General features: G+C 35.1%; 3 protein-coding genes. All 3 read left to right on the forward strand.

The genetic code is table 11. The annotated features are described in order from the left end of the window. The first annotated feature begins 47 nt into the window (after positions 1-47). Positions 48-446 (forward strand): transposase, encoded by a 399-nt coding sequence (locus HHU12_RS33895; protein ID WP_169661150.1) that lies wholly within the window; start codon positions 48-50, stop codon positions 444-446. A gap of 164 nt (positions 447-610) precedes the next feature. After that, on the forward strand, positions 611-898 hold the full coding sequence (locus HHU12_RS35520) for a DDE-type integrase/transposase/recombinase (protein WP_240971264.1): 288 nt from the start codon (positions 611-613) through the stop codon (positions 896-898). 6 nt (positions 899-904) lie between these two features. Beyond that, the gene (locus HHU12_RS35525; RefSeq protein WP_394353227.1) at positions 905-1,387 is read left to right on the forward strand and encodes a transposase; all 483 of its coding nucleotides are present in this window, start codon (positions 905-907) and stop codon (positions 1,385-1,387) included. The last annotated feature ends 33 nt before the right edge of the window (positions 1,388-1,420 follow it).

A 1,420-nucleotide genomic window follows, 5' to 3' on the forward strand; every position in this document is an offset into this window, starting at 1 on the left:
ACTGTCATTCCCTGATATAGGTTGACCGTTTTCAAAGTTAAAATTACATGTTGAAAACTGGAAAAGTACTTAGATCACAACGAAAATTTTCTGAGGAATTTAAGCGAAAAATTGTTCATGAATATGAATTTGGTCAACTTAGCATCAAGTCCATCTCGGAACAGTATTCTATCTCCCTCCAAACAGTTTATAGATGGATTCATCAATATTCTAATTATAATAATTTAGGTGTTCAAGTAGTTGAAATGAAGAATAGTCAAGAACATAAACTGAAGGTCCAACAAAAGAAAATAGAGGAATTAGAACGTGTACTAGGTCAGAAGCAACTTTACCTGGAATACCTCGAAAAGGTGATCGAACTTGCTGATGAGGAATATAACATCGACATCAAAAAAAATTCAGAAACCCTGCAATCTGGTGGTTCCAAGATCACAAAGACAAGATAAAATTCAGTCTTAACTCCTTATACCGTATTCTTGGAATTAGCAAACAGAGTGTTCAGTCCAGTCGCAAAAGACAGTACGCATTTGAGCAAGAATTACAAGAGTTAATTGTCCAGGCAGATGCTATAAGAAGAGATCATCCAGGCTGTGGGGTTGAAAAGTTGTATATGTCACTTCGTCCAAAAACAATGGGTAGAGATAAGTTTTGCGAGTTGTTTATATCCCTTGGGTATAGAGTGGTAAAACATCGAAATTATCAGCGTACGACTATACCAGGGCATATTCGCTTCCCGAATTACATAGCAGGAATGAGTGTTACAAGCCCTCATCAAGTAGTTCAAAGTGATATCACCTATTTTAGTGTAGGCCAGCAATTTTATTATTTAGTTTTTATCATAGATGTCTATACTAAAGAAATCCTTGGCTATAATGTCAGTGAACATTTAAGGGTGTAATCAAATATAAAAGCTCTTAAAATGATGCTCAGCAAAGTAGGTAAGATTGAGGAGCCTTTGATTCATCATTCCGATAGAGGAACGCAATACACAAGTCATGAATACCTAGCTCTACTTAACAAAAATGGAATCATAGTAAGCATGGGAGGAAGTGCACAAGAAAACGCTTATGCAGAAAGAATTAATGGTATTATTAAAAATGAATACCTGAATTATAGAAATATTGAAAGCTATCGGCAACTTGTAAATCAGGTGAAGAAATCAGTAGTACATTACAATACTAATAGAAAGCACCAGGCATTTAACAATAGATTTACACCTTTAGAATTTAAGAAAAAAGTCTTAGATTTAGATGCCAAAAGAAGACCGATGGTGATTATATATGCCGCGGAGAATTTTAAAATCAAGAAGGCATCTAGCCTTCTTGATTTTAGCCAAAAAGAAAGACCTCAGGCTCTTAATTGTCCGCTGAGATTAAATGAATGTTGAACAAAAACGGTCAACCCTATTTAGGGAAGTACA

The sequence above is a fragment of the Flammeovirga aprica JL-4 genome (assembly GCF_012844305.1).
In the GTDB taxonomy this organism is placed as follows: domain Bacteria; phylum Bacteroidota; class Bacteroidia; order Cytophagales; family Flammeovirgaceae; genus Flammeovirga; species Flammeovirga aprica.